The sequence below is a fragment of the Streptomyces sp. adm13(2018) genome, assembly GCF_008042145.1.
Taxonomy (GTDB): domain Bacteria; phylum Actinomycetota; class Actinomycetes; order Streptomycetales; family Streptomycetaceae; genus Streptomyces.
This window is the reverse complement of sequence record NZ_RDBH01000141.1, coordinates 818,701-838,153: the sequence shown is the minus strand read 5'-3', so window position 1 is coordinate 838,153 and position 19,453 is coordinate 818,701. Positions and strand designations below refer to the sequence as shown.

The 19,453-nt window shown below is 72.3% G+C and carries 16 protein-coding genes, 1 pseudogene and 1 riboswitch; of the genes and pseudogenes, 7 read left to right on the top strand and 10 right to left on the bottom strand.

Going from position 1 to position 19,453, the window contains the following annotated elements:
- Nucleotides 1-228 precede the first annotated feature (228 nt).
- From EAO70_RS31945 to EAO70_RS31935, 3 genes are all read right to left on the bottom strand, one after another.
- The gene (locus tag EAO70_RS31945; protein WP_148006275.1) at nt 229-1,020 is read right to left on the bottom strand and encodes an enhanced serine sensitivity protein SseB C-terminal domain-containing protein; all 792 of its coding nucleotides are present in this window, start codon (nt 1,018-1,020) and stop codon (nt 229-231) included.
- 85 nt (nt 1,021-1,105) lie between these two features.
- Entirely contained in the window at nt 1,106-1,846 is a 741-nt protein-coding gene (locus EAO70_RS31940; protein ID WP_148006274.1) for an enhanced serine sensitivity protein SseB, read from the bottom strand.
- Nucleotides 1,847-2,027: 181 nt separating this feature from the next.
- Nucleotides 2,028-2,690 carry an AAA family ATPase gene (locus EAO70_RS31935; RefSeq protein ID WP_148006273.1) on the bottom strand — a complete coding sequence of 221 codons (663 nt, stop codon included), beginning with the start codon at nt 2,688-2,690 and terminating at the stop codon, nt 2,028-2,030.
- A 151-nt stretch (nt 2,691-2,841) separates the two neighbouring features.
- A riboswitch (glycine riboswitch) is annotated at nt 2,842-2,940 on the top strand.
- 186 nt (nt 2,941-3,126) lie between these two features.
- Between EAO70_RS31935 and gcvT the strand changes: the two genes are divergently transcribed.
- The 4 genes from gcvT to EAO70_RS31915 all read left to right on the top strand — a co-directional run bounded on the left by gcvT (nt 3,127) and on the right by EAO70_RS31915 (nt 7,515).
- Nucleotides 3,127-4,260 carry a glycine cleavage system aminomethyltransferase GcvT gene (gene gcvT / locus EAO70_RS31930; protein ID WP_148006272.1) on the top strand — a complete coding sequence of 378 codons (1,134 nt, stop codon included), beginning with the start codon at nt 3,127-3,129 and terminating at the stop codon, nt 4,258-4,260.
- 77 nt (nt 4,261-4,337) lie between these two features.
- Nucleotides 4,338-4,715, top strand: a complete 378-nt coding sequence (gene gcvH / locus EAO70_RS31925) for a glycine cleavage system protein GcvH (RefSeq protein WP_148006271.1) — start codon at nt 4,338-4,340, stop codon at nt 4,713-4,715.
- A 24-nt stretch (nt 4,716-4,739) separates the two neighbouring features.
- Nucleotides 4,740-5,999 (top strand): serine hydroxymethyltransferase, encoded by a 1,260-nt coding sequence (gene glyA, locus EAO70_RS31920; RefSeq protein ID WP_148006270.1) that lies wholly within the window; start codon nt 4,740-4,742, stop codon nt 5,997-5,999.
- A 145-nt stretch (nt 6,000-6,144) separates the two neighbouring features.
- Nucleotides 6,145-7,515 (top strand): L-serine ammonia-lyase, encoded by a 1,371-nt coding sequence (locus tag EAO70_RS31915; protein ID WP_148006269.1) that lies wholly within the window; start codon nt 6,145-6,147, stop codon nt 7,513-7,515.
- A 79-nt stretch (nt 7,516-7,594) separates the two neighbouring features.
- Here EAO70_RS31915 and EAO70_RS31910 read toward each other — a convergent pair whose 3' ends face one another.
- Both EAO70_RS31910 and EAO70_RS31905 read right to left on the bottom strand, forming a co-directional pair.
- Entirely contained in the window at nt 7,595-7,834 is a 240-nt protein-coding gene (locus EAO70_RS31910) for a hypothetical protein (protein ID WP_148006268.1), read from the bottom strand.
- Nucleotides 7,835-7,985: 151 nt separating this feature from the next.
- Nucleotides 7,986-9,308, bottom strand: a complete 1,323-nt coding sequence (locus EAO70_RS31905; protein ID WP_148006267.1) for an FAD-dependent monooxygenase — start codon at nt 9,306-9,308, stop codon at nt 7,986-7,988.
- Between the two features lie 220 nt (nt 9,309-9,528).
- Here EAO70_RS31905 and EAO70_RS31900 point away from each other — a divergent pair, with 220 nt between their 5' ends.
- Both EAO70_RS31900 and EAO70_RS31895 read left to right on the top strand, forming a co-directional pair.
- On the top strand, nt 9,529-10,518 hold the full coding sequence (locus tag EAO70_RS31900; protein ID WP_148006266.1) for an ABC transporter ATP-binding protein: 990 nt from the start codon (nt 9,529-9,531) through the stop codon (nt 10,516-10,518).
- Nucleotides 10,515-11,348, top strand: coding sequence for an ABC transporter permease (locus EAO70_RS31895; RefSeq protein ID WP_148006265.1), 834 nt, complete (start codon nt 10,515-10,517; stop codon nt 11,346-11,348). Before EAO70_RS31900 ends, EAO70_RS31895 begins: the two co-directional genes overlap by 4 nt.
- 74 nt (nt 11,349-11,422) lie before the next feature.
- Here EAO70_RS31895 and EAO70_RS31890 read toward each other — a convergent pair.
- The 5 genes and pseudogenes from EAO70_RS31890 to EAO70_RS31870 form a co-directional block, all read right to left on the bottom strand.
- Nucleotides 11,423-12,310: pseudogene (locus tag EAO70_RS31890) on the bottom strand (thiopeptide-type bacteriocin biosynthesis protein); the annotation flags it as partial.
- A gap of 521 nt (nt 12,311-12,831) precedes the next feature.
- Complete coding sequence (locus tag EAO70_RS31885) at nt 12,832-13,338, bottom strand: ATP-binding protein (protein ID WP_148006264.1); 507 nt, start codon at nt 13,336-13,338, stop codon at nt 12,832-12,834.
- 80 nt (nt 13,339-13,418) lie between these two features.
- On the bottom strand, nt 13,419-14,186 hold the full coding sequence (locus EAO70_RS31880; RefSeq protein ID WP_148006263.1) for an enoyl-CoA hydratase/isomerase family protein: 768 nt from the start codon (nt 14,184-14,186) through the stop codon (nt 13,419-13,421).
- Nucleotides 14,187-14,273: 87 nt separating this feature from the next.
- On the bottom strand, nt 14,274-15,536 hold the full coding sequence (locus EAO70_RS31875) for an Ig-like domain-containing protein (protein ID WP_148006262.1): 1,263 nt from the start codon (nt 15,534-15,536) through the stop codon (nt 14,274-14,276).
- Nucleotides 15,537-15,732: 196 nt separating this feature from the next.
- Complete coding sequence (locus EAO70_RS31870; RefSeq protein WP_261993139.1) at nt 15,733-16,911, bottom strand: Ig-like domain-containing protein; 1,179 nt, start codon at nt 16,909-16,911, stop codon at nt 15,733-15,735.
- A gap of 204 nt (nt 16,912-17,115) precedes the next feature.
- On the opposite strand from EAO70_RS31870, the gene glgX reads away from it, so the two are divergent.
- On the top strand, nt 17,116-19,317 hold the full coding sequence (glgX, locus tag EAO70_RS31865) for a glycogen debranching protein GlgX (RefSeq protein WP_148006260.1): 2,202 nt from the start codon (nt 17,116-17,118) through the stop codon (nt 19,315-19,317).
- The last annotated feature ends 136 nt before the right edge of the window (nt 19,318-19,453 follow it).

Here is a 19,453-nt window from a genome sequence, read left to right as displayed (position 1 = left end):
GTGATCACCCGCCAGCCCTGACGAGGAATGTTTGCTCAAACGTGATGCGGTGCTGCGACTTCCGTTATCCGGACGTCGGGGGCGTCTGAGCGGACCATCTCGGGGCCTCTTCCCCCCAATCGGACATGTCCGCTCAACTGTGCGTTCGCGCTCCTGAATTGGGGCGAACGAAAGCCTCCGGAGCGGACTCCGGAGGCTGGTGGGGAAGGAGGGGAGGAAGGGCCCGTCTCAGTATCCGGACGGCGCCGGCGGCGGGTAGCCGTACCCCGGAGCGGGCGCCGCGCCGCGCCCGGCGTGCGCCTCGCGGTCGTAGAACGGGCGGCCGTTGGCGCGCAGCCAGAGGGCCACCGGGTCGTAGCCGTCGCCGAGGGCGACCGTGGAGACGGGCAGCCCGTCGGGTACGGCTCCGATGGACTGGCGCATCATCGCCCGGACCGTGTCGACGGCGGCCGGCGAGGTGTCGTACAGGTCGAGGCCGATGGCAAGGTACGGGGAGCCGAGCGCGGGCTGCACCCAGCCGCGGCGCAGCGCCCGGACGGCGGGGGTGCGGTGCGCGTTCTGCGTGAGGAGGGCGTAGAACTGCGGGATCTCCAGGGTGGGCTCGGTGACCCGGAGCGGCCCGGCGGGCATCCGGTCGAGGCCGGTGGCGATCCGGCGGAGGTCGGCCCAGGGGATGCCGACGCCGCCGCCGGGGGCGTGCGGATTGAGCCACACGCCCCAGCGGTCGGGGTAGAGGGCGCGGGCGATCTCCCGGCCGGTGACCAGCTCGTGGGCGCGGTGCCAGCCGGAGGCGGCCAGTTCCTGTGCGGAGGTGACGCAGGGCGCGTAGCCGAAGCCGTCGACCTCCATGTTCCCGTACTGGGCGTCGGACGAGCCGGGCGAGCCGTGCCAGAGCAGCATCCACAGCTCGCCGTCGGCGAGGGCGTGCAGCAGCTGCTCGTACGCGTCGTAGCGTCCGGGTGCCACCTGGCGCAGCATGTGCTCGACCTGTCCGGTCGCCGCGGTGCCTGACGCGCTCACCCTGGGTCCTGCCCCTCTTTCGTCGCCGCCGCTGTGCCGACGTCTGTGCCTGCTGTCGAGAAGTTCAGCTTAAACAGGCCGTCCGTCACACGGCGGCGCGCTGGTAGAAGGGGCGCACGTGCTCCAGCATCCAGTCGCCGACCGGGTCCTGTGCCATGTCGAGCAGGATGAGGTTGACCGGCCAGGCGCATTCGACGCGGCCGAGGGCGCGGCCGAGGGCGTCCAGGGGGGCGTTGCGGTCGACGCCGTCCCAGGCCACGAGCTGGACGCCGACGAAGAGGGCGGGTTCGGTGCCCTCGACGCTGGCGAGCGCCCGGCGGGCGGTGGTGACGACGCCGGTGGCGTCGAACTCGGCGGAGGCGGCGGCGAGGAAGTCGACGGGGTCGTCCTGCCAGTCGGGCTCGAAGAGCCGGACGCGGCCGCCGGTGGCGGGCCCGTCGAGCGGCGTGCGGCCGACGCGGCAGAGTTCGGCGACGGCCGGCGGGGGCAGCGGGACGCCGACGACGCCGCCCGGGTTCACGGCGATGCCGAGCTGCGGGGGCAGGCCGCGGGCGAAGTCACGGGCCGGGGCGACGGTGAAGGACATGTGGCCGCCGACGCAGGCGAGGAACTGCTCCTCGGAGCTGAAGACGGGGACGTAGGCCGCGCCGTCGATCTCCATGGTGGCGAGGTCCAGGTTGGGGCTGTCGGGTCCGCCGCCGTTGGGCAGGGGCACCCAGACCGGGCTGCGGCCGAGGACCTCGACCAGGCGGGCGCCCGCCGCGGGGTTGCCGAGTGAGGCGGCAAGGACCTCTTCCAGCTCGTTGCCCGGCCACGTCACGTCCACGGTCGCGTTTCCCCTTCTCGCACGGCCTGCCGTACCGGCCGCCCCGGCAGCACCCTAACGCCGCCCCGCCGCCGCCGTGGCCAAAAGAAGCGGTACGGACCCTCCGGGGCAGGGGCGTACGTCACAGCGGACGGCCCCGGGGGCGGCCGGCCGGATGCCGCCGTCCCCGGGCCGGGGCGGCTCAGTCCGCCGGGCGGAAGCCGATCGTCCGCAGGAGGTCCGCCGCGTCCCGGTCGAGCAGGGTCGCGGAGGCGCAGCCGTGCGGCAGCCGGCCGGCCTCCGCGGCGGCGACGAGCCGGGCGACGGCCCGCCGGTGCCGGGCGAAGGCGTACGCGGAGACGCCGCGGCCGCGGGCGCGCTGGCCCTCGCGGGCGGTGTCCGGGTCCACGTCGAGGAGGACCAGGTGCAGGGCGCGGCCGCGGCGCCGGGCCTCCCGGACGAGCCAGCCCCGCACCCAGGACTGGGTGCCGCAGTCGTGCACGACCACCCCGGCGCCGGAGCGCAGGGCGCGGCGCAGGCCCGCGTAGTGCGCGATGCGGACCAGCGGGCGGTAGACGGCGTACGGCAGGAGGCGGGGCATCCGGGCCTCCCAGCGCTCCCGGGTGTCCTGCGAGTCGATGCCGGTGCCGTCGGCGGCGCGCCGCATGAGGGTGGACTTGCCGCTGCCGGGCAGCCCGGAGACGACCACCAGGTCGCCGGGGGCGAAGGTGAGGGCGCGGGGGCCGCGGCCGCCGCGCTCGCGCAGGTCGCGCAGGAGCCGCCCGCGGCCGGGGGTGCGCGCGCGGGCCCGCTGGGACGGTAGGCCGGTACTTCGGGCGTAGGCGCCGGTGTGCTCGTACCTCATCGCTTCTCCCCCTGCCGGGCCCGGGAAGACCCTTGCCCACAAAGTGTAAAGAAGCGGTAATGGGACACAAGCGATGTGCCCCGCCGACCTCGCGTGCAATGATGTGCGCGCCAGGCGCGCACAGTCGCCACACAATCGCATACCGGCCGCTCGAATCCGCGCGGGAGAGTTCCGGACGCCAGGTGTGTCCGGACGCCGAAGGAGCAAGACCCTCCCTTGAATCTCTCAGGCCCCGTACCGCGTGGATGAGGCAGATCTGAAAAGCGGGACACCCTGCCGTGTCCCCACCCAAGGTGCAAACCGATCTCTCGGTACCGGTCTCCCGGCGACGAGATGCTCTCGGTGAACCTCTCAGGTTCCATGACAGATGGGGAGGACGTCCTCGCCCGTCATGTGTTTCGTCACCGATCACGCCCTTGGGACCCGGGAGCCACCCATGAGCACTGCCCCCCGTCTGACCGCCCTCGACGCCCTGCACCGCTCGCTGGGCGCGACCATGACCGACTTCGCGGGCTGGGACATGCCGCTCCGGTACGGCAGCGAGCGGGACGAGCACGTCGCCGTCCGCACGAAGGCGGGCCTGTTCGACCTCTCCCACATGGGTGAGATCACGGTCACCGGCCCGCAGGCCGTGGAGCTCCTCGACCACGCCCTGGTCGGCAACATCTCCACGGTGGGCGTCGGCCGCGCCCGCTACACGATGATCTGCCAGGAGGACGGCGGCATCCTCGACGACCTGATCGTGTACCGGCTCCAGGACACGGAGTACATGGTCGTCGCCAACGCCTCCAACGCGCAGATCGTCCTGGACGCGCTGGTGGCCCGGGCCGCGGATCGCGGGGGCTTCGACGCCGAGGTGCGGGACGACCGTGACGCGTACGCCCTGATCGCGGTGCAGGGCCCGGAGTCCCCCGGCATCCTCAAGCAGCTCACCGACGCCGACCTGGACGGTCTGAAGTACTACGCGGGGCTCCCCGGCACCGTCGCGGGCGTCCCGGCCCTCATCGCCCGCACCGGCTACACCGGCGAGGACGGCTTCGAGCTGTTCCTGAAGCCCGAGCACGCCGAGCGGGTCTGGACGGCGCTGACCGAGGCGGGCGCGCCGGTCGGGCTGATCCCCTGCGGCCTGTCCTGCCGCGACACGCTCCGCCTGGAGGCGGGCATGCCGCTGTACGGTCACGAGCTGACCACCGCGCTGACCCCCTTCGACGCGGGCCTGGGCCGGGTCGTGAAGTTCGAGAAGACGACCAACGAGGGCCGCTTCGTCGGCCGTGAGGCGCTGGAGAAGGCCGCCGAGCGCGCCGAGACCGCCCCGCCGCGCAAGCTGGTCGGTCTGGTCGCCGAGGGCCGCCGGGTCCCGCGGGCCGGCTTCTCCGTGGTCAAGGACGGCGTGGTGATCGGCGAGGTCACCTCGGGCGCCCCCTCGCCGACGCTCGGAAAGCCGATCGCCATGGCGTACGTGGACGCGGCGCACGCCGCGCCCGGTACCCAGGGTGTAGGTGTGGACATCCGGGGCACCCACGAGCCGTACGAGGTCGTGGCACTGCCGTTCTACAAGCGCCAGAAGTGACGTATCCGTCTCACTTCGCGTCTCATCCCGCAAGACCCCCGTTCATCAGCACTCCCCCGATCCAGGAGAATCAGGCCATGAGCAACCCCCAGCAGCTGCGCTACACCAAGGAGCACGAGTGGCTGTCGGCCGCCGAGGACGGTGTCGCGACCGTCGGCATCACGGAGTTCGCGGCCAACGCGCTCGGTGACGTCGTCTACGCCCAGCTCCCGGAGGTCGGCTCCACGATCACCGCGGGCGAGTCCTGCGGCGAGCTGGAGTCCACCAAGTCGGTCAGCGACCTGTACGCCCCGGTGACGGGCGAGATCGTCGATGCCAACCAGGACGTGGTGGACGACCCGTCCCTCGTGAACACCGCTCCGTTCGAGGGTGGCTGGCTGTTCAAGGTACGGCTCACGGGCGAGCCGGAGGACCTGCTCACCGCCGACGAGTACGCCGCGTTCACCGCCGGCTAATCCGACACCCCTAGGGATCGATTCATGTCGCTTCTGAACACTCCCCTCCACGAGCTGGACCCGGACGTCGCCGCCGCCGTCGACGCCGAGCTCCGCCGTCAGCAGTCCACCCTCGAGATGATCGCGTCGGAGAACTTCGCTCCGGTCGCCGTCATGGAGGCGCAGGGCTCCGTCCTCACCAACAAGTACGCCGAGGGCTACCCGGGCCGCCGTTACTACGGCGGCTGCGAGCACGTCGACGTGGCCGAGCAGATCGCGATCGACCGGATCAAGGACCTGTTCGGCGCCGAGTACGCCAACGTCCAGCCGCACTCCGGTGCCTCCGCGAACCAGGCCGCCCTCTTCGCGATCGCCCAGCCCGGCGACACGATCCTGGGTCTGGACCTGGCGCACGGCGGCCACCTGACCCACGGCATGCGCCTGAACTTCTCGGGCAAGCAGTTCGACGTGGTCGCGTACCACGTGGACGAGGCCGGTCTGGTCGACATGGCCGAGGTCGAGCGCCTCGCCAAGGAGCACCGCCCCAAGGTGATCATCGCGGGCTGGTCCGCCTACCCGCGTCAGCTGGACTTCGCGGAGTTCCGCCGGATCGCCGACGAGGTCGAGGCCTACCTGTGGGTCGACATGGCCCACTTCGCGGGTCTGGTCGCGGCCGGTCTGCACCCGAACCCGGTCGAGCACGCGGACGTGGTGACCTCCACCACGCACAAGACGCTCGGCGGCCCCCGCGGCGGCATCATCCTCGCGAAGAAGGAGTTCGCGAAGAAGCTGAACTCCTCGGTCTTCCCCGGTTTCCAGGGCGGCCCGCTGGAGCACGTGATCGCGGCCAAGGCCGTCTCCTTCAAGGTCGCGGCCTCGGAGGAGTTCAAGGAGCGCCAGCAGCGCACCCTGGACGGCGCCCGCATCATCGCCGAGCGCCTGGTCCAGGACGACGTCACCGCCCACGGCGTCTCCGTCCTGTCCGGCGGCACCGACGTCCACCTGCTCCTCGTCGACCTGCGCGACAGCGAGCTGGACGGCCAGCAGGCCGAGGACCGCCTCCACGAGGTGGGCATCACGGTCAACCGGAACGCCGTTCCGAACGACCCGCGCCCGCCGATGGTCACCTCGGGTCTCCGCATCGGTACGCCGGCGCTCGCCACCCGCGGTTTCCAGGCCGAGGACTTCACCGAGGTCGCCGACATCATCGCGGAGACCCTGAAGCCCGGCTTCGACGCCGAGTCCCTCAAGGCCCGGGTGACGGCGCTCGCCGACAAGCACCCGCTGTACCCCGGCCTGAAGTAATTTCGTACGCTTTTGTTCGTACGAACCTCCGGGGCACCGCGCACACTGGACCGTGAGCGCGGTGCCCCACGCCATGCCCCCCGAATGCGCTTCTCTGCTCCACCCCGGCAGACAACGGCGTCTAGCCCCCCACAAGGAGTCCTTCGTGGCCATCTCGGTCTTCGACCTGTTCTCGATCGGCATCGGTCCGTCGAGCTCCCACACGGTGGGCCCGATGCGAGCCGCCCGGATGTTCGCCCGCCGCCTGAAGAACGAGGGCCTGCTGGCCCACACCGCGCACGTCCGGGCGGAGCTGTACGGCTCCCTCGGCGCGACCGGCCACGGCCACGGCACCCCGAAGGCCGTCCTGCTGGGCCTGGAGGGCAGCTCGCCGCGCACGGTGAACGTGGAGACGGCCGACGACGAGGTCGAGCGGATCAAGTCGAGCGGCCGGATCAACCTGCTCGGAGCGCACGAGATCCCCTTCGACTTCGACGCCGACCTGATACTGCACCGGCGCAAGGCGCTGCCGTACCACGCCAACGGGATGACGATCTTCGCGTACGACGCGGAGGGCGCCCCGGTACTGGAGAAGACGTACTACTCGGTCGGCGGCGGCTTCGTCGTGGACGAGGACGCGGTGGCCGGCGAGAACCCGATCGTCCCGGACGACACCGTCCTGAAGTACCCCTTCCGCACCGGCGACGAGCTGCTCCGCCTCGCGAAGGAGACCGGTCTGTCGATCTCCGCGCTGATGCTGGAGAACGAGAAGGCCTGGCGCACCGAGGACGAGATCCGCGAGGGCCTGCTGGAGATCTGGCGGGTCATGCAGTCCTGCGTCTCGCGCGGCATGTCCCGGGAGGGCATCCTGCCCGGCGGTCTCAAGGTCCGCCGGCGCGCCGCGAACCTGGCGCGCAAGCTGCGCTCCGAGGGCGACCCGAAGCTGCACGCCATGGAGTGGATCACGCTCTACGCGATGGCCGTGAACGAGGAGAACGCGGCGGGCGGCCGGGTGGTCACCGCCCCGACGAACGGCGCGGCCGGCATCATCCCCGCCGTCCTGCACTACTACACGAACTTCGTGCCGGGCGCGGATGACGACGGCATCGTCCGGTTCATGCTGGCGGCGGGCGCGGTCGGCATGCTCTTCAAGGAGAACGCGTCGATCTCCGGCGCCGAGGTCGGCTGCCAGGGCGAGGTCGGCTCGGCCTGCTCGATGGCGGCGGGCGCGCTCGCCGAGGTCCTCGGCGGCTCGCCGGAGCAGGTGGAGAACGCGGCCGAGATCGGCATGGAGCACAACCTGGGCCTGACCTGCGACCCGGTCGGCGGCCTGGTGCAGATCCCGTGCATCGAGCGCAACGGCATGGCGGCGGTCAAGGCCGTCACGGCGGCCAAGATGTCGATGCGCGGCGACGGCAGCCACCTGGTCTCCCTCGACAAGGTCATCAAGACCATGAAGGAGACGGGCGCGGACATGTCCGTGAAGTACAAGGAGACCGCGCGCGGCGGGCTCGCGGTGAACATCATCGAGTGCTGAACCGATTCCTCGGGCGGCCCGCAGGCCGTTTGACGGTCCCCGGGCCGGGCGGCCGCCGCCGCCCGGGCCGGGGACCGGGTCAGTAGCGCACCCAGAGGACGTAGACGTCCGGGCGCGACGGGGCGAAGGGCTCGCAGAGGAAGAGCGCGCCCCAGAGCGGGCGGCCCGCGACCCCCGCCGCCTGGCATTCGGCGTACGAGGAGTGGTGGCTGCGGGCGTAGAAGCCGGGCCCGGCGGCCTCGGCGGTGCCCGCGGTGCCGAGCGCGAGGGCTCCGGCCGTGGCCGCGGTGGCGAGTGCGGCGGCGATGCGACGGTACATGGCATGTCCTCCTGAAAACGCCGGGATGCCCCGGCGGAGTGCGTGACGATGCGATGTGGAGCGTTGCGGTGCGGTACGTGCCGGCTGCGCAGCCGGGTCGAACGTACCGTCGCGGGCAGGGCCGCACAATAGGTCCAGACCAATTACCCGATCACGCCGGGGTCGGCACCACGCTCCTGCCCGTCTCGTGCGCGTACAGCATCGCCCGGTCCCGGAGGGACGCGTGGACCGCCATGCGGGCGTCCCGGCGGCGCTGGGCCGGACCGTCCGGCAGGTGCAGGATGCCCGCGTTGCCCCGCGAACCGCGCTGGATCTCCGCCGTACGGGGAATCCGGAGCGACTGGTAGCGGTCGAGCCGGGCCGCGGTCGTCGAGGACGCCGGGTCGGCCAGGCAGGCCGCCAGGTCCATCGCGTCCTCGATCGCCTGGTTCGCGCCCTGCGCCATGAACGGCAGCATCGGATGGGCCGCGTCGCCGAGCAGGGTCAGGCGGCGCGAGGACCACACGTCCAGCGGCGGCCGGTCGTGCAGCGCCCACTGGAGCGTCGACTCCACGGCGCCCACGACGTCCGCGACCAGACCGGTCCAGCCGCCGAAGACCCGGCGCAGCGCCTCCGGATCGCCCGGCACCGACCAGGACTCGCCCGGGGACTGCGCCATCGGCACCGTCGCCGCGAAGCTCAGGTACTCCCCCGCCGCGACCGGGTAGCACACGAAGTGCCCGCCCGGGCCGAGCCAGAGGCGCACCAGAGGCGCGCGGGCCTCGTCCGGCAGCCGGTCCACGGGCACCAGGCCCCGGTAGATGCCGAGCCCCGAGAACTCGGGCTCGTCGCGCCGGAACGCCTCGCGGACGGTGGAGTGGATGCCGTCGGCGCCCACGACCAGTTCCGCCCCGCGGACGGTGCCGTCCTCGAAGGCCAGCCGTACGCCGCCGTCCGCCCCGTCCGTCTCCCGCGCCCCGCTGAGGCGCTCGCCCAGCTTGAGGCTGCCCTCGTCGACGAGGGTCAGGAGCGCGTCGTGCAGATGCGCCCGGTGCACCGTGTAGTACGGGGCTCCGAACATCCGCTCGCACTCCGCGCCCAGGGGCGTCCGGGCGATCGGCCGCCCGCTCCACCCCCGTACCTCCATGGCCTCGATCGCCACCGCCCGCTCGCGCAGGGCCGGGCCGAGGCCGAGCCGCAGCAGCGGCCGGACCGCGTTGGGCGAGAGCTGGACTCCCGCCCCCACCTCCGCGAGCCGTCGCGTCTGCTCGTACACCGTGTACGGAACACCCATGGAGGAGAGCGCGCCGGCCAGCGTCAGTCCGCCGATGCCGGCACCGACCACCGAGACGTGCGGCCGCTCCTCCGCTCCCCACTCGTCCAGATCCCCGAACCGCACCTTTGAGACCGCCTTCCGTGTCGCTGCTGTGTCGGCACCGTCGGCGCCACCGGCCGCGGTCTCCCGCAGCCCGGCCGTCCGCCGCACCCCGAGCATGGGTCGCCCACCGGCCCCCGGCAACGCGGGTCACGCCCCCCTCTGACAACTGTCGCGGCTTCCATGACGTCCGTCACCGCCGCCCCTCCGGCGCCCGGCCGGGCCCCCGGCCCGCGCCTAACGTCGAGGCGGCGCCCCGGAGTCCGTCTGCGGGCGACGACCCCACGACGTCCCACCACCACACCGGGAGGCACACAGTGACACGAGCCGAGGGACCGCGGTGACCGCCGCGGTGGCCGTGGAAGGCCTGCAGAAGCGGTACGGCGACCACGAGGCCGTGCGCGGCGTCGACTTCAGCGTCGCCGAGGGCGAGATCTTCGCCCTGCTCGGGCCGAACGGCGCGGGCAAGACCACCACCCTGGAGATCCTGGAGGGCTTCCGGGAGCGCGACGGCGGGCGGGTCGAGGTGCTCGGCCGCGACCCCGGCGTCAAGGCCGACGGCCACTGGCTGCGCGGCCAGGTCGGCCTCGTACTCCAGGACATCGCCGTGGAGCCCTATCTGTCGGTGCGGGAGACGCTGGCCCGCAACGCGGGCTACTACCCGGACCCGCGGGACGTCGACGAACTCCTCGACCTCGTCGGCCTGGAGGAGAAGAAGGGCGCCAAGGTCAAGGACCTGTCGGGCGGCCAGAAGCGCCGGCTCGACCTGGCGCTCGGCGTCGTCGGCCGGCCGAAGCTGCTCTTCCTCGACGAGCCGACGACGGGCTTCGACCCCAACGCCCGCCGCGGCGCCTGGGACGTCGTACGCAACCTCCGCGACGACGGCACCACCATCGTCCTCACCACCCACTACATGGACGAGGCGCAGGCGCTGGCCGATTCGGTCGTGGTCATCGCCGAGGGCCGGATCGTCGCCTCGGGCACCCCGGCCACCCTGGGCGGCCGCGACATCGCCCGGACCCGGATCCGGTTCGCGCTGCCGGCCGGCGTCGCGCTCGCCGACGTTCCCCTGCCGGTGAACGACGTGGAGGACGGCCTGGTGACGGCCGAGACGACCGAGCCGACGGCCGCGCTGCACCGGCTGACCGGCTGGGCGCTCGACCGGGGCGCGCCGCTCGAACGGCTGACCGTCGAGCAGCCCACCCTTGAGGACGTCTACCTGAGCCTGACCAGCGAGTACGTACAGCAGGAAGCCTCCTCGCCGTCGTCCGCGCGGGAGCGCAGGGCGCCCGCGGGACGAGGCCGCCGACCCGGACGGAGCCGCTCATGACCACCCTGATCCCCCCGAGCACCGAGACGACCGCCCCGGCGGCCTCGGCGGCCCGCGCGGACGACCCGCGCGCACGGAACCCGCTGGCCCTGCTGGGTCATCAGATCCGTTACGAGCAGCTGTCGTTCTGGCGCAACCCGCAGTCGATGGTCTTCACCTTCGTCCTGCCGATCGTGATCATCGGCATCTTCGGGGCCGTGTTCAGCGGCAGCGAGGGGGAGGACTTCTTCTTCGGTCTGACCGGCATGCAGTACTACACGCCGGTGATCGCCGCCGTGTCCGTACTCGGTGCCTGCTACGGCCAGTTGGCCATCGTGCTCGCGATGCGCCGGCAGACCGGGGTGCTGAAGCGGCTGCACGCCACGCCGCTGCCGGCCTGGGTCTACTTCGCCGGTCTGCTCGTGCACTGCGTGGTCGTGAGCATCGTCGACGTCGCGCTCGTCTTCGGCATCGGCGCGCTCTACGGCGTGGACCTGCCCACCCACTGGGGCGCGGTCCTGCTGACGCTCGTCCTCGGCGCGGCCAGCTTCTGCGCGCTCGGCGTCGGCGTGGCCTCGCTGATCAAGAACTCGGAGGCGGCCCCGGCCGTCGTGCAGTTCATCCAGTTCCCGCTGGTCTTCATCTCGGGCAGCTACTTCCCGATCCACGCCGAGCTGCTGAACACCATCGCGGGGCTGCTGCCCGTGAAGCCGTTCAACGACGCCATGCTGGCGCTCTTCACCCAGGACGCCGGCTACCAGTGGGGCGACCTCGCGGTCCTCGCCGCCTGGGGTGTCATCGGCGCCCTGATCGCCGTCCGCAGCTTCCGCTGGGACCCGCGCCCCGAGTAGGCGCCCGAGCACCACGAAAAGGCCCGACCGGCGACCGGTCGGGCCTTTCGGGTGTCCCCGTGGGGGGTCTGCGGTCAGCCGGTCCGCGGGGCGGGGGCGCCCCGGGTGGCGCCCGCCGGCAGGGGGAAGGCGCGGGCGAGGACGGCGTAAGTGCGCAGCTCCTCCAGGAGGCTCAGGCCGAGCCGGTTGTGGAGCATGTGCGCGTGCGAGAAGAGGACCATGCCCGGGTGGGTCGGCGACTGCGCGCGGATCTCGTCCGCGTGGGCGGCGACCCGGGCGTGCCAGCCGGCGAAGGGGCCGTGGGCGTCCGGGTCGAGGGCGGCCGTCCCCTCGACGCGGGTGATCGTGTCGAGGAGTTCGGCCGGGTGGCCCGCCTCGGCGGCCCAGGCGCGCCAGGCACCGAGGCCGTGGGCGTAGTAGTACGCGCGTTCCGCCGGGTCCCCGAGGGCGGCGGCGACGGCGACGGTGCCGCGCAGGGCGAGCAGGGCCCGCTGCCGCTCGTCGCGGACCTTGGGCAGGGCGGCGAGGACGAGGGTGCTGGACAGGGTGAAGAGGGACTCGGCGGCGGGCATCAGGGCCCGGCCGCCGTAACGGTCGAACTCCGGCTCGTAGACGGCCGGGTGGACGCCGGGCGGCAGCAGGGCCTTCACCGAGGTGTTCTCGCCGGTCTCGCCGGCCGCGGCGAGCCGCTCGGCCCCGCTGCGGTAGGCGGCGGGGTCGAGCGGCTCCTCGCCCGGCGCGGGGGCGCCGGCGACGGCCAGCCGTGCGGCGAGCGCGGCCGCCACGCGGGTGCGTGCGGCCTCGTCGAGGTCGCCCACGCGGAGCCGGAGGTGCGGACCGGACTGCCAGTAGCGGATGAAGAACCAGGGGGTGCCGGGGGCGAGTTCGCGGATCGTGGGGCCGATGACATCGGTGACGACCCGGTCGTGTGCCGACCGGGCCGTCGTGCCGAGGTGGAGGTGCCAGGCGGTCCATGCGGTCGCCGGCGCCGTGGGCGGCGGGGCCCGTGCCGCAGGCGGTGGCGAGGGCTCCCGCGAGGGCGGCGGTCGCGCCCGCGCGGAGGGCTCCGCGGCGGTCGATCGGCTTCACGCGACCATTTAAGAGCGGTATCACCCGTTTCGTAACGATTACGCCAATTCAGGACGTTTGCGGGCCCTCGCCGGGCGTCCAGCATGCGGACGACCCCAAGGAACACCCAATGAACCGCATAGTCATTCATTGTTTGCAAGGCGGGTGCCGCAGGTCACCAACGATTCACTATTAAAGTGTCCACTTATAGCCCGTATTGCCCCGCTAGGGACTTTTGGCGGGAGGGCCGCCCGTCTGCCATAGTCGAGGGAACGACCCCCATTGACCCGGGCCAGGTCGACAGAGCGGCCGTGGATACACCCCCCCGTCCACGGCGCATCACACGAGAGCCCCCAGGCGCCCCACCACGGCGCACGGGGGCTCACGTGCGTTCCGGGAGGGCGCCGCGCGCCGCTCAGGGGCGGTCGGCGACCCGCATCTCGAACCAGGTCGTCTTGCCGCGGGGCGCCAGGTCCACGCCCCACCGGTCCGAGAGCTTGTCGACCAGGAAGAGCCCCCGGCCGCTCGTGTCGAGTTCGTGCACCGGCATCAGACAGGGCAGCCCGCGCGAGGGGTCGCGCACCTCGACCCGGATCCAGCCGCGCCGCCGCTGCAGACGCAGCACGAAGGCCCGCGCACCGGTGTGCCGGACAGCGTTGCCGACGAGTTCCGACACCAGGAGCACCGCGTGCTCGGCGATCTGCGGACCGAGCGCCCACTGCCGCAGCACGACGTGCTGGGTGAGCCTCCGGGCCACCCACGCGGACTCGGGCAGGGACGGCAGCCGGACATCACCCTCGGCCGGGTTGCCGTACAACTCCACTGCGTCGGCGGCCTGTTCGTCCTCCGCGGCCGGTGACCACCGCGGTGCGGCGGCGCCAGTGCGCTGCCACGGTTGTTCCCTACCCTCCAGGCCCGCCATGCCCCCATCATGGCCGCACGGAGCACGCCGCGGGGGCCGTTCCGGCGGAATCGGCCCCCCACGGATGATGGTCTGTCACCTCAGGCGAACTTCGCCTTCCCCGGACCCTCCTCGACGAAGCTGCGCATCCCGCTCTCGCGGTCCGCGGTCGCGAACAGGCCCGCGAACCAGGTGCGCTCGATGGCGAGACCCGTGTCGATGTCGGCCTCCAGACCCTGGTCGATCGCCTCCTTCGCGGCCCGCAGCGCGACGGCCGGGCCCTGCGCCAGCCTGGCGGCCCAGGCGTGCGCCTGCTCGTACACCTCGGCGGCGGGGACGACGCGGTCGACCAGGCCGAGCGCCAGGGCCTCCTCGGCCTTGACCATCCGGCCGGTGAAGATGAGGTCCTTGGCCTTGGAGGGGCCGACGAGCCGGGCCAGCCGCTGCGTGCCGCCGGCGCCGGGGATCAGTCCGAGCAGGATCTCCGGCTGGCCGAGCTTGGCGTTGTCGGCGGCGATCCGGAAGTCGGCGCAGAGCGCGAGCTCGCAGCCGCCCCCGAGGGCGTAGCCGGTGACGGCCGCGACGACCGGCTTGGGGATGCGGGCGACGGCGGTGAAGGAGTCCTGGAGCGCGCGGGAGCGCTTGACCATGGCCACGTGGTCCATGACCTGCATCTCCTTGATGTCCGCGCCGGCCGCGAACACCTTCTCGCCGCCGTAGATGATCACGGCCCGCACGTCGTCGCGGTCGGTCGCCTCCTGGGCGAGCTCGCGCAGCCGGTCCTGGGTGGCGACGTCCAGGGCGTTCATCGGGGGGCGGTCGAGGCGGATCGTGCCGACACCTTCGGCGACTTCGAGGTTCACAGTCATGGGAGGAAGGTTAGTGTCCGTTAACGCGGGAGGGCCCGGTGCTGTTGCTCACAGCACCGGGCCCTCCCGGACGGACGAAGGGGTGGACTACTTGATCCACTCCGACCAGTCCATGTTCCAGCCGTTGAGACCGTTCTCCGGCTGGATCTCCTTGTCCTTCGAGTTCTTCACGACGACCACGTCGCCGATGATCGAGCGGTCGTAGAACCAGGCGGCCGGCATCGAGCTGTCGCCCGCGCCCCGCGCGTCCTGGAGGCCGACGCAGCCGTGGCTGACGTTGGAGGAGCCGAACGTGCCCGCTCCGGCCCAGTAGTTGCCGTGCACGAAGGTGCCGGAGGTGGACAGGCGCATCGCGTGCGGCACGTCCTTGATGTCGTACTCGCCGCCGAAGCCGACCGTGGCCCCGTTCATCCGGGTCACCTTGTACTTCTCGCTGATGACCATCTGACCGTTGTACGTGGTCGTGGACGGCGCGCCCGCGGTGATCGGGATCGTCTTGATGATCTTGCCGTCGCGCTCGACCTTCATCGTCTTGGCGCTCGCGTCGACGGTGGAGACCTGGCGGCGGCCGATGGTGAAGCTGATCGTCTTCTTCTGCTTGCCGTAGACGCCCGGGCGGCCCTCGACTCCGTCCAGGTTGAGGTGCACGGTCACCTTGGTGCCCGCGGCCCAGTAGTTCTCGGGGCGGAAGTCGAGGCGGTCGTTGCCGAACCAGTGGCCCTCGATCGGCACGGACGGCACGGCCGTCACCTTGATGGCCTCCTCGACGGCCTCCGGGTCGGTGATGCCCCGGGTGAAGTTGATGGAGACCGGCATGCCGACGCCGACGGTCGAACCGTCCTCCGGCGTGTACTGGCCGATGAAGGTGTTCTTCGGGACGAGGGTGGTGAAGGTGGTGTCCTTCGCCGACTCCCGGCCGTCGGCGTCCTTCGCGATCGCGTGGACCTTGTACTGCGTGGCCGCGGCCAGGTGCGCGGTCGGCGTCCAGCTGGAGCCGTCCGCCGCGATCCTGCCCTCGACCGCGGTGCCCTTGGAGTCGGCGACCGTGACCGTGGTCAGCTTGCCCTGCGCCGCGCTGACCTTGAGGACGCCGCTGGTGGCGACGGCGTCGGCGCCGTCCTTCGGAAGGATCGTCACGACCGCCTGCGAGGCCGCGTTGTCCTGCTTGCCGCCGCCCTGCGCGGCCGGGCCCTGGCCCCCCGCACCGCCGTTCGCCGTCTCGCCGCCGCCGCAGGCCGTGAGCACCAGGAGCAGCGCCCCCGCCGCCAGGGCCTGCAGCCTGACGCCCCCGCGCCGGCCGCGCCGCCCGGTCGCTCCGACCGATGCCCCCGATATCGGCTGCCCGTTCACTGTGGTGTTCTCCCCTCGCACGGCCCGGCACCGCCCGGCCCCACCCCCGGTGCGCATCCGCTCGCGCACACGGCGCTAGATAATCACACCGCAGGACACGAAAGATCCTCGTGAATGTCACCGTTCCGTCCCGATCGACCTGCTAAGACGACGGAAGGGGCCGGAGGCGCCGGAGGGTGCGAGGGGGGCGTGCGCGTCAGCTCAGCGCGGAGCCGGACCTCCACTCCTTCCACTCCATGTTCCAGCCCCCGAGGCCGTTGTCGGCGGCCACCTTCCGGTCGCGGGAGTTGACCACCTCGACCACGTCTCCGATCAGGGTCCGCTCGAAGAACCAGCCCGCCGGGGAGTCGGCGCTGCCGCCCTTGTCGTCCCGGAGGCCTACGCAGCCGTGGCTGACGTTCGCGGAGCCGAAGGTGCTCGGATCGGCCCAGTAGTTGCCGTGCAGGAAGGTGCCCGAGTCGGTCAGCCGGATCGCGTGCGGCACGTCCTTGATGTCGTACTCGCCGCCGAAGCCGACCGTGGCCCCGTTCATCCGGGTCACGTCGTACAGCTCGGTGACGACCATCTTCCCGTTGTACGTGGTCGTCTTCGGCGCCCCCGCGGTGATCGGCACGGTCGCGAGGACCTCGCCGTCCCGCCTGACCTCCATGGTGTGGGCGGCCGCGTCGACCACGGACACCTGCGAGCGGCCGACGGTGAAGCCGACCGTCTTGCGCTGGATGCCGTAGACGCCGGGCGCCCCCTCGACGTCCCGCAGGGCGAGTTCGACGGTGACCCGGGTGCCCGGCCGCCAGTACGTGGCAGGGCGGAAGTCCAGCCGCTCCTTGCCGAACCAGTGCCCGACGACCTCCACCGGCGGGTCCGAGGTGACGCGGACGGCCCGCTCGACCGCCGCCCGGTTCTCGATCGGCATGTTGAAGCCGAAGGAGACGATCATGCCGGTGCCGACCGTGGAACGGTTCTCCGGCTTGAAGTAGCCGATGAACCGGCTCTCGGGCACCGCGGTGGTGAACGTGGTGTGCCGGGCCGAGCGGCGGCCGTGCGCGTCGAGCGCGACGGCGTCCACGCTGTACTTCGCGGCCAGCGCGAGCCGGGAGTCCGGCCGGGGCCGCCAGCGCAGTCCGTCGGCGGACACCTCCCCGTCGACCCGGGTCCGCAGACCGTCCTCCACCTGGACGACGGTCACCCGTTCGAGCCGCCCGCTGGCCACCTTCACCTCGACCGGGCCCTCGGCCGGCACCCCCCGGCTGCCGTCCTCCGGGCTCACCCGGATCACGTCCCCGGGGGCCCGCGCCTTGCCCGGCAGGCCGAAGTCGATCCCGCCTCCGCCGTCCGGCCCGGTACAGCCCACGAGGCCCGCCAACAGTCCCGCCACCACGAGGGCGTACCTCGCCCGCCTGCATACGAATGTCACGCTCGGCCCAACGACAGCCACCCTCCAGGGGAAACGTCCGTGCGGGTCATGTTGGGAGCCGCACCTGCCGGGCAGAACAGGGGGGAGAACCATACGCGGGAGCGACGGCCGGGACGCCGCCGCTCCCCTGCGTGCGGGCCCGACGAGCCGCTGGAGGCCGGGACGGTGACGAGCGCAGCCGAGCAGGAGGCGGTACAGGAGCATGCTCCGGAGCGGGCCGGGCCGCCGGTGTGGCCGGGCGCGCCCACACCGCTCGGGGCCCGCTGCCGGGTCGGCCCCGACGGGGTGGCCGGCACGAACTTCGCCCTGTGGGCGGGCGGCGCGGAGGCGGTCGAACTGTGCCTCTTCGCCCCGGACGGCACGGAACTCCGGCTGCCGCTGACAGAGCTGACCCACGAGATCTGGCACGGCTTCGTACCGGGCATCGGGGCCGGGCAGCGGTACGGCTACCGGGTCCACGGCCGCTGGGACCCCTGGACCGGGGCCCGCTGGAACCCGGCGAAACTACTCCTCGACCCGTACGCGCGGGCCGTGGACGGCGACTTCGCGCTGCCCCCCGAGGTCTACGGGCACGTCAGGGACTGGCCGCAGCAGCACGTGGCCGACACCGTCCGCGACGAGCGGGATTCGGCGCCGCACGTCCCCAAGGGAGTCGTCGTGCAGGACGACGACGACTGGTCCGACGACCGCAGACCCAAGACGCCCTGGCAGGACTCGGTCATCTACGAGCTGCACGTGAAGGGCTTCACCCGGCTCCACCCGGGCATCCCCGAGCACCTCCGGGGCACGTACGCGGGGCTGGCGCACCCGGCGGCGATCGAGCACCTGGTCCGGCTCGGGGTGACCGCGGTCGAACTGCTCCCCGTGCACCAGTTCGCGCACGAGGACCATCTCCTCCGCCGCGGCCTGCGCAACCACTGGGGCTACAACTCCATCGGCTACTTCGCCCCGCACGCCGACTACTCCTCCTCCGGCACGACCGGACAGCAGGTCGGCGAGTTCAAACGGATGGTGCGGGCCCTGCACGCGGCCGGCATCGAGGTCATCCTCGACGTCGTCTACAACCACACGGCGGAGGCCGGCGAACTGGGCCCGACGCTCTCCCTGAAGGGCATCGACAACCGCGGCTACTACCGGCTCCAGTCCGACGCCCGCCGCTACGCCGACTACACCGGCTGCGGCAACACCCTGCACGTCGTCCAGCCGCAGGTGCTGCGCCTCATCACCGACAGCCTCCGCTACTGGGTCACGGAGATGGGCGTCGACGGGTTCCGCTTCGACCTGGCGGCCGCCCTCGCCCGCTCGATGCACGACGTCGACATGCTGTCCCCGTTCCTCGCGGTCATCGCCCAGGACCCCGTACTCCGCCGGGTCAAGCTGATCGCCGAGCCCTGGGACGTGGGCAACGGCGGCTATCAGGTCGGCGCCTTCCCGCCGCTCTGGACCGAGTGGAACGACCGCTACCGGGACGCCGTACGGGACTTCTGGCGCGGGGCGCTGCCCGACGTCCGGGACCTCGGCTACCGGCTCTCCGGCTCCAGCGACCTGTACGCCTGGGGCGGGCGCAGACCGTACGCCTCCGTCAACTTCGTCACCGCCCACGACGGCTACACCCTGCGGGACCTCGTCACCTACGAGCGCAAGCACAACGAGGCCAACGGCGAGGGCAACCGCGACGGCACGAACGACAACCGCTCCTGGAACTGCGGCGTGGAGGGCGAGACCGACGACCCCGGCGTCAACGGCCTGCGCCTGCGCCAGCAGCGCAACCTCCTCACCACCCTGCTCCTCTCCACCGGGGTCCCGATGCTCGTCGCCGGCGACGAGATGGGCCGCACCCAGGGCGGCAACAACAACGCCTACTGCCAGGACAACCCCATCGGCTGGGTCGACTGGACCCTGCCGGACGCCCCCGGCCGGGCCCAGCTCCTCGCCCTGACCCGCCGGCTGCTCGCCCTCCGCCACGACCACCCGGTACTGCGCCGCCGCGCGTTCTTCTCCGGGCGCCCCCAGGGCTCGGACGGGCTGCGGGACCTCGCCTGGTTCACCGCGGCGGGGACGGAGATGACGGAACCCGACTGGTACGCGCCCACGGCCACGCTCGGCCTCTACCTGTCGGGCCGCGACATACCGGGCCGGGACGAGCGCGGCGAGCAGATCACCGACGACAGCTTCCTCGCCGTCCTGCACGCGGGCCACCGCCCGCTGGAGTTCCGCCTCCCGGGCCCGCCGTGGGCGGAGACGTACGAACTGGTCGTCGACACGGCCCGCGAGGACCAGTCGGCCCCACCGGGCACGGAACACGCGGGCGGCGCGACGATCGAGGTCGGGGCCAGATCGGTGGTGCTGCTGCGGGTGCGGACGTAAGGGGTACCGGCCGGCCGGGCAGTGCTCCCGGTCGGCCGGCGATGCCGTCCGGCCGACCGATCCGTGCTGTCGGTCGACCGGAAAACGGGATGAGACGTGTCAGTGGTGAACCGTAAAGTCGGACCTGATGCCCGAG